1 protein-coding gene is annotated in these 573 nt (G+C 65.4%); it reads left to right on the top strand.

The window, feature by feature from the left end:
• Window positions 1–556: DUF234 domain-containing protein (locus NE591_RS12225; RefSeq protein WP_305145243.1), on the top strand; the 556-nt coding region annotated here is incomplete at its 5' end.
• Between the last annotated feature and the right edge of the window lie 17 nt (window positions 557–573).

Raw genomic sequence — 573 nt, 5'->3', positions numbered from 1 at the left:
GCTGAACGTGAGGCAGACGGGGCTGTCGAAGTACCTGAAAGTGCTCGAGCGGCTCGATGTGCTGGAGCGCGTGGTGCCCGTGACGGAGGAGAACCCCGAGAAGAGCAAGAAGGGCCTCTACCACATCAAGGACAACTACCTGCGCTTCTGGTTCCGCTTCGTCTTTCACCAGATGGGGCTGTTGGAGACGGGGCGGCGGGCGGAGGCGCTGAAGACGATTAGGAACAACTTCGTCGACGGGCAGGTCGCCTACGTGTACGAGGACGTGTGCCGCGACCGCCTGTGGGATGCGGGCGCGGAAGGGGCGCTCCCCTTCATGCCCGAGCGGGTGGGCGCTTGGTGGGGCGCACGATGTGGAGCTGGACGTTGTGGGGCTGGGCGCCGAAGAGGGCCGAGCGGTGTTCGGCGAGTGCAAGTTCTGGGCGAGGCCCGTGGGCGCCAATGTGCTGAGGCACTTGGAAGAGCAGGCTCGAAAGGCCCCGGACGACCCCTCTTTCCGGCGCTTTGGCGGCCCGCCCGTCTATGTCCTCTTCAGTATAGGCGGGTTTACCGATGAGGTGCGTAGCGAGGCGC

This window comes from Adlercreutzia sp. DFI.6.23, from assembly GCF_024462535.1.
GTDB classification, from domain to species: domain Bacteria; phylum Actinomycetota; class Coriobacteriia; order Coriobacteriales; family Eggerthellaceae; genus Adlercreutzia; species Adlercreutzia rubneri.
Note: the sequence above shows the minus strand (reverse complement) of the source record. Positions and strands in the feature narration are given on the sequence as shown.